The sequence below is a fragment of the Lactobacillus corticis genome (assembly GCF_018327645.1).
Taxonomy (GTDB): domain Bacteria; phylum Bacillota; class Bacilli; order Lactobacillales; family Lactobacillaceae; genus Lactobacillus; species Lactobacillus corticis.
In genome coordinates this window covers 45713-52553 of sequence record NZ_BMAY01000010.1, presented here as the reverse complement: position 1 = coordinate 52553, position 6841 = coordinate 45713, and the positions used below count along the sequence as shown (strand labels likewise).

The 6841-nt window shown below is 41.1% G+C and carries 6 protein-coding genes; 1 reads left to right on the top strand and 5 read right to left on the bottom strand.

What is annotated here, in order from left to right:
- Window positions 1-512 precede the first annotated feature (512 nt).
- From fusA to rpsL, 3 genes are read right to left on the bottom strand one after another with little or no spacing between them, the layout of a single operon-like run.
- The gene (fusA, locus tag KI210_RS06775) at window positions 513-2606 is read right to left on the bottom strand and encodes an elongation factor G (protein WP_212781132.1); all 2094 of its coding nucleotides are present in this window, start codon (window positions 2604-2606) and stop codon (window positions 513-515) included.
- Window positions 2607-2629: 23 nt separating this feature from the next.
- Window positions 2630-3100, bottom strand: a complete 471-nt coding sequence (gene rpsG / locus KI210_RS06770) for a 30S ribosomal protein S7 (protein ID WP_212781131.1) — start codon at window positions 3098-3100, stop codon at window positions 2630-2632.
- A gap of 18 nt (window positions 3101-3118) precedes the next feature.
- Window positions 3119-3526: a 30S ribosomal protein S12 gene (rpsL, locus tag KI210_RS06765; protein WP_212781130.1), complete on the bottom strand. Its 408-nt coding sequence runs from the start codon at window positions 3524-3526 to the stop codon at window positions 3119-3121.
- A gap of 208 nt (window positions 3527-3734) precedes the next feature.
- Between rpsL and KI210_RS06760 the strand changes: the two genes are divergently transcribed.
- Entirely contained in the window at window positions 3735-4406 is a 672-nt protein-coding gene (locus tag KI210_RS06760; protein ID WP_212781129.1) for a prepilin peptidase, read from the top strand.
- 101 nt (window positions 4407-4507) lie between these two features.
- On the opposite strand, the gene KI210_RS06755 is transcribed toward KI210_RS06760, so the two are convergent.
- Together KI210_RS06755 and KI210_RS06750 are read right to left on the bottom strand one after the other, a co-directional pair.
- Window positions 4508-5341 (bottom strand): hypothetical protein, encoded by an 834-nt coding sequence (locus tag KI210_RS06755; RefSeq protein ID WP_212781128.1) that lies wholly within the window; start codon window positions 5339-5341, stop codon window positions 4508-4510.
- 132 nt (window positions 5342-5473) lie between these two features.
- Window positions 5474-6820 (bottom strand): hypothetical protein, encoded by a 1347-nt coding sequence (locus KI210_RS06750; protein ID WP_212781127.1) that lies wholly within the window; start codon window positions 6818-6820, stop codon window positions 5474-5476.
- Window positions 6821-6841 lie beyond the last annotated feature (21 nt).

Below are 6841 nucleotides of genomic sequence, written 5' to 3'. Positions count from 1 at the left end.
TCCATTTGTGACCTCCAATAGATGTTTTTGTGGTCATTAACATTCTATCAAACAGGTCCAAATGGACTTTTTTATTTTTCTAAAGTGTTCAATTTGATTTTACAATCGGCGAAAAATTTTTTTCAAATAAAAATACGACCTTTGCGTTTTTAAAAAAAGTCGTGCTAAATCACTTACTTTGTTACGTTTCTTATTTCGATCAATACCTATAAACAAATTGCACCTAACCTTGCAGCAAAATGCCAATAACATAATAGCTTTCTCGTTTTTAGCTTTTCTTATCAGTCTTCGTTGATTTTTCTTCATTATTAGTTATATGCAGCGTTTTACATTTATCGTGCAATATTCAAAGGATATTTTGTTTTTAAGCAAAAAAAGTAAAAAAAAGAGCTATTGGCTCTACCAATAGCTCGATCAAAATTAATATTTTGAAATTAGTTGTCTTTTTTTACTTGTAATTCAACATTAGAACCTTCGTAATCCAACAAAGATCAAATCTATTATATCAGGAATTAGTCAGCGTTGCCGCCGCGCTTCTTGATAATTTCTTCTTGGATTGACTTAGGAGTTGGTGAGTAGTGGTCGAATACCATAGTAAACGTACCACGACCTTGAGTTGATGAACGCAAAGTAGTTGCGTAACCAAACATTTCTGCCAATGGAACCATAGCGTTCAATACCTTGGCACCTGAACGGTCATCCATACCTTCCATAGTACCACGACGTGCAGTGATTGAACCCATTACATCACCCAAGTATTCTTCAGGGGTGATTACTTGAACCTTCATGATTGGTTCAAGGATTACGGCACCAGCCTTAGCAGCAGCATTCTTCAATGCAAGTGAAGCAGCAACCTTGAAGGCAGCTTCTGATGAGTCGACTTCGTGGTAACTACCATCGTAAAGCTTAGCCTTGATGTCGATTAATGGGTAGCCTGCAAGAACACCATTTTGCATAGCTTCTTGCAAACCAGCGTCAACTGAAGGAATGAATTCACGAGGAACAACACCACCAACGATAGCGTCTTCGAATTCGTAACCCTTACCTTCTTCGTTTGGCGTGAAGTCGATCCATACATCACCGTATTGGCCCTTACCACCAGATTGACGAACGAACTTACCTTGAGCCTTAGCTTCCTTGGTGAAGGTTTCACGGTAAGCAACTTGTGGTTCACCGATGGTTGCTTCAACGTGGAATTCACGCTTCATACGTTCAACCATGATGTCCAAGTGAAGTTCACCCATTCCGGCGATCAAAGTTTGACCAGTTTCAGCGTTAGTTTCAGCTCTGAAAGTTGGGTCTTCTTCAGTCAACTTTTGCAAAGCAACATCAAGCTTGTCACGGTCTGCCTTTGACTTAGGTTCGATAGAAACTTGGATAACTGGTTCAGGAACATCAAGACTTTCCAAGATCAATGGGTGGTCTGGGTCAGTCAATGAGTCACCAGTAGTAGTGTTCTTCAAACCAATGGCACCAGCGATATCACCTGAGAAGACTTCTGGGATTTCGCTACGGTCGTTAGCGTGCATTTGCATCAAACGACCAACACGTTCACGTGAGTTCTTTGAAGCGTTCAATACGTATGAACCTGATTGCAATGAACCAGTGTAAACACGGATGAAAGTCAAACGACCAACAAATGGGTCAGTAGCGATCTTAAATGCCAAAGCTGCAAATGGCTTCTTGTCATCAGCCAAAAGTTCAACTTCGTCACCAGTCTTAGGATCGTGGGCAACGTATGGCTTAACGTCAAGTGGTGATGGCAAGTAGTCAACAACACCGTCAAGCATCATTTGAACACCCTTGTTCTTGAAGGCTGAACCAGCGTAAACTGGGAAGAACTTCAAGTCCAAAGTAGCCTTACGGATAGCTGCCTTTAATTCATCGTTGCTGATTTCGTCACCATTCAAGTACTTGTCCATGATTTCATCATCAACATCAGCAACAGCTTCAATTAATTCGCCACGACGCTTTTCTGCTTCTTCCTTGTATTGGTCAGGAACTGGGATAGTTTCCCACTTAGCACCCATCTTGTCTTCGTCGTAAACGTCGGCAACCATTTCGATCAAGTCGATAACACCTTCGAATTGGTCTTCAGCACCGATAGGCATTTGTACGGCGTGAGCGTTAGCGTTCAAACGTTCGTGCAAAGTCTTAACTGAGTAGTCGAAGTTGGCACCAATCTTGTCCATCTTGTTAACGAAAACAATCCGAGGAACACCGTAGTTTTCAGCTTGACGCCATACGTTTTCAGTTTGAGGTTCAACACCTGATTGAGCGTCCAAAACAGTTACGGCACCGTCCAAAACCCGCAATGAACGTTCTACTTCGATAGTGAAGTCAACGTGTCCTGGGGTGTCGATGATGTTAATTCTGTAGTCCTTCCATTGAGCGGTAGTGGCTGCAGAAGTAATAGTGATCCCACGTTCCTTTTCTTCGTCCATCCAGTCCATTTGTGAATCCCCTTCGTGGGTTTCACCAATCTTGTGGATCTTACCGGTGTAGTAAAGAATACGTTCAGTGGTCGTAGTCTTGCCGGCATCGATGTGGGCCATGATACCAATGTTACGTGTCTTTTCAAGTGGAAATTCACGCTTGTTAGCCATAAGTAATTATCTCCTTATATTAATTAGAAGCGGTAGTGTGCAAATGCACGGTTAGCTTCAGCCATACGGTGAACATCTTCGCGTTTCTTAACTGCTGAACCAGTGTTGTTTGAAGCGTCGATAATTTCGTTTGCAAGACGTTCATCCATAGTGTGTTCGTTACGCAGACGTGCGTATGAAACAAGCCATCTTAAGCCTAAAGTAGTTCTTCTTTCAGGACGTACTTCAACTGGGATTTGGTAGTTAGAACCACCGATACGGCGAGCCTTAACTTCCAAAACTGGCATGATGTTGTTCATAGCTTCTTCAAAGACTTCCATTGGGTCCTTGCCAGTCTTTTCCTTAACGATGTCAAAAGCATCGTAAAGAATTGAAGATGCCTTAGCTCTCTTACCGTCCAGCATCAAGTGGTTGATCAACTTAGTAACCAACTTTGAGTTGTAAACTGGGTCTTCTAAAATTTCGCGCTTTGATACGTGACCTTTTCTTGGCATTATTTAACTCCTCCTTGATTAGTCTTTCTTTGCACCGTACTTAGAACGACCTTGCTTTCTGCCGTCAACACCAGCAGTATCAAGGGCACCACGAACGATGTGGTAACGTACACCAGGAAGGTCCTTTACACGACCACCACGAATTAAAACAACGGAGTGTTCTTGCAAGTTGTGGCCTTCACCTGGAATGTAAGCAGTAACTTCGATCAAGTTTGACAAGCGTACACGAGCGTACTTACGTAAAGCTGAGTTAGGCTTCTTAGGGGTCATAGTACCAACACGAGTTGCAACGCCACGCATTTGTGGAGCTGGGTTGAATACTAATTCCTTCTTCATTGAGTTGTAGCCGTAGTTAAGGGCTGGCGACTTTGATTTTGAGGTCTTTGAATGACGACCTTTTCTTACCAATTGATTAATAGTTGGCATTAAAATTGTCCTCCTAGTAATTCTTTCTTTTTGTTCACACATCCGGGAGTTTCTTTTTACTCTCGTAAGCGTTCAGTTCAAAACATACAAGCATAATTATACTCCCTTTTTTCGGGAAAACAAAGAGATATTTTTCCAAAAACATCAATCTGTTGCTTTTTCATGAAAAAAACCTCCTTTTTGCGTAATAAGTATTAGGAGGAATAATATGATTTATTTTGTCAATTTCTATCTCGGCGCCTGCTTAGCGTCATTTATGGCTGTCATCGCCGATCGCTATCCTGACCAAAACTTCATCTGGGGAAGATCCTACTGCTTCAATTGTCAGCACCAATTGGCTTGGCGAGATGAGCTGCCTATTTTCTCGTTTCTTCTATTAAAAGGGCGTTGTCGTTTTTGTCAGCAATTAATCCCCAAAACACTATTAATAGTAGAAATTTGCGGCGGCCTAGTTTTGAGTCACCTTAACTTTTTTGATATTTCGGCCTGGGTTGAGATTCTCTTCTTAACAAGTCTGCTTTTATTGAGCTTAATGGATATCAAACAGCATTATTTTGATATTATTTGGCTGAGTCCAATTGTCCTGACCTTGATTTTCCGGCGTATTTCCGCCCCCTTCTTTGACTGGCAAGACTGTCTGCAGCTGGTGCCAATCGTCGGCGCCATGGTTATTTCCATTCTCTTGGGGAAGTTCGGCCAAGGGGATTTGCTGATCTACTTGGCAATTGCCCTGTTCTACCACCCCGCCCGGGCCAATTTCAGTCTGCTTCTTGGTTGCCTTTTGTGCATAATTTGGGCCTTTTGGAAAAAGCCCAAGGGAGAATTGCCATTTTTGCCCTTTATCACTAGCGGCCTGGTCCTTGCACTATTTTTCAGCTAAAAGAAAACCTCGCCTTCGCCATCATAGCAAAAACGAGGTCTCTTGATTTTTGAAAAAAGCCGGCTGGCGCACTTTCCTGTGGGCCATTCATCGACGGTGAGCTATTTTAAACTGCTTAGCATTTTAAACGCAGTTTGCGTATCATGAGCTTTCAGCTGATAGACAGTGTTGCCATGTTGCCAAGTAACAATCGTATTCAGGCTGCCAGCAGCATCCCCCATCGTGACATAAAAGGCCGCTTTTGTGGATGTCTGGGGCAAACCGTAGATCTTATAGTAAAGCAGGGCTTTTTTTGCAAAAGCTACCGGATCATGATTAAACTGATTGATCCCGCGAACTACAAATGAATAATTGCCGATCTTCCAATTGACATAAGTTGACCCTGCTGCCCCTTCTACCGTTGCTTGAATATTTTCGTCTAAATTTTCTTTTGGCAAACCACGTTGGGGCGCCTGGTAATGAATCAAGCCGGAATTTTGTTCATGCTTGTATTGCGTCAAAACCGCATACGGCAATTCCTGTGAAACCTGCGGCGAGTTAAAAGCCAATGGCTGATTGCCAACACTGTAATAAACCACATTTTGGGCGTTATTAGCGGAATAGCGCACATTCAATTTGTCTGCGCCTTGGCCTAAGCCATCTTGGGTCGGCAAAAGCATCCCCGGAAATACTTGGCGCAAATTGCTAGTCAGTTGCTGCATCCGCGTTTGGGTCTTAGCAGTTGACGAGCTAGCTGAACTTGAAGACTTGGCAGCTGAACTAGAGCTGCTAGTTGACTTAGCCTTAGCTTTTTTCTGCTTTTTTGCCTTTTTGGATGAAACTGCAGAACTGCTGGAACTTTGACTGCTATTAGATTTTGACGTTGAATTTGCACCACAGCCAGCAAGTAAGAGTGCACACAGTGGCAGCAAGTAAATTAAGCTTTGTTTTTTCATTTTTCTTCACCCATAATAAATCGCTTGTTTCTACTTTTATTATATCTGATAATGCTAATCCCGTGATAATATATAGCTAATATGAACAACAAAAAGCCCCGAAATCGTAATGATCTCGGGGCTATAACGGTATTAAAAACTCATTTCCACAGGATAAGCAAACGGACCAGGTTCTTGTCCTGGTTTTGTATCTTGCTTATGTAACTGTGCGTATTCCCTTATATACTTAAAAATAAAAGGTAAGACAGTTGTTTGCTTAAACCGTATCGTCGTCGTTTCAAGCAATTTAATAAAATCTGGGTACCAAGAAATATTTTTTTCATCCTTATCGAAAGGAATAATTCGCTTAATTACAGATGCTCTTGTAATGGCACGGTTTACTCCTTTAGGAACGCCAACAGCATAAACTAATTCATTGGCATCAATTAAGTAATTTATACCGACCAAGCCTCCATAGAATTTTTCCAAATTTTCTACTCTTCGCCAATGTTTTCCGAATTGATTACGTAAAGTTCTCGTATAGGTCTTTGAATTATGTGTTTCCAAAAATGTCTTTAGCTCTTTTTGTAATTCACCCATCTGACCCGTCTTAGGTTCACTATTAGCCCAAGCCTTAACATCCCTCATTTGTGCTTCATCTTTATTCGATTCCCAAATAACATGATACATTGCTGTTTTCAATGAATTGGTTGAGAGATTTAAATCAGGCTGTTCACTTAATTCTTTTACCAACATTTCTATCGGTAACTGTGAAAAATTAGGTATCCGCTCTTTTAGTTGAGCGTATATTCTCTCCTCATCTTTTAATTTGGCAGCCTCTTCAGCACGTTTGGAAAAATCCGGTAGCATTCTCCCCTCGGTATTCCTAATATGGAATAAGCTGTTTTGTCCAACCTTAATGATTCCTAAATCATTATGATCGTATTCTGTAAAATCATTTCTTTCGTTTTTCTCGACTTCTTTTATAGTAATTTTACCTGCTGGTTCCAAATCCGCTTGGAAATAACGAGGATATTTTTCTGAAATATCTTTCCAAACAAAAGTCATTTCTTGGTTAATACTTCTTAAAATTTCTACATCGAATTGGGTCATTTTTCCCGTCTCTAAATCTCTTTTATATAAGTAATTTAAAAGCGAATTTAGAATTAAAGACGTTAAATCCTTTTTATTGCATGATTCAAGCATGATATGTTGGACCGGACGACTTCCATTATCACGATCGTTATGCGGGTCAGACCAGCCTCGATCCATGTAATATTTCGGTGAGTGAATTATTCGCAAAAGAAACCCTGCAGAATCGTTAGGTATTTCATTAGCTACCCTTACCCTAGTTTCATCTGCTATCTCCTTCTGTTTTTTAGAGCTCACAGCTCCTCTCAACAGATCAGGTATGGTGTCCTTGAGTTGTTCCACTTTCTCAAGATCACTTTTTTGTTCTTCTTCATTTTCCTTATCTTCAGCGGTTATAGCATCCGTCAATAAATAGATTCCGTCTGTGAA

Excerpts from the sequence above, each read along its gene's own strand:
- rpsL (WP_212781130.1), bottom strand. The coding sequence starts at position 3,526 with ATGCCAACTATTAATCAATTGGTAAGAAAAGGTCGTCATTCAAAGACC.
- rpsG (WP_212781131.1), bottom strand. The coding sequence starts at position 3,100 with ATGCCAAGAAAAGGTCACGTATCAAAGCGCGAAATTTTAGAAGACCCA.
- KI210_RS06760 (WP_212781129.1), top strand. The coding sequence starts at position 3,735 with ATGATTTATTTTGTCAATTTCTATCTCGGCGCCTGCTTAGCGTCATTT.
- KI210_RS06755 (WP_212781128.1), bottom strand. The coding sequence starts at position 5,341 with ATGAAAAAACAAAGCTTAATTTACTTGCTGCCACTGTGTGCACTCTTA.
- fusA (WP_212781132.1), bottom strand. The coding sequence starts at position 2,606 with ATGGCTAACAAGCGTGAATTTCCACTTGAAAAGACACGTAACATTGGT.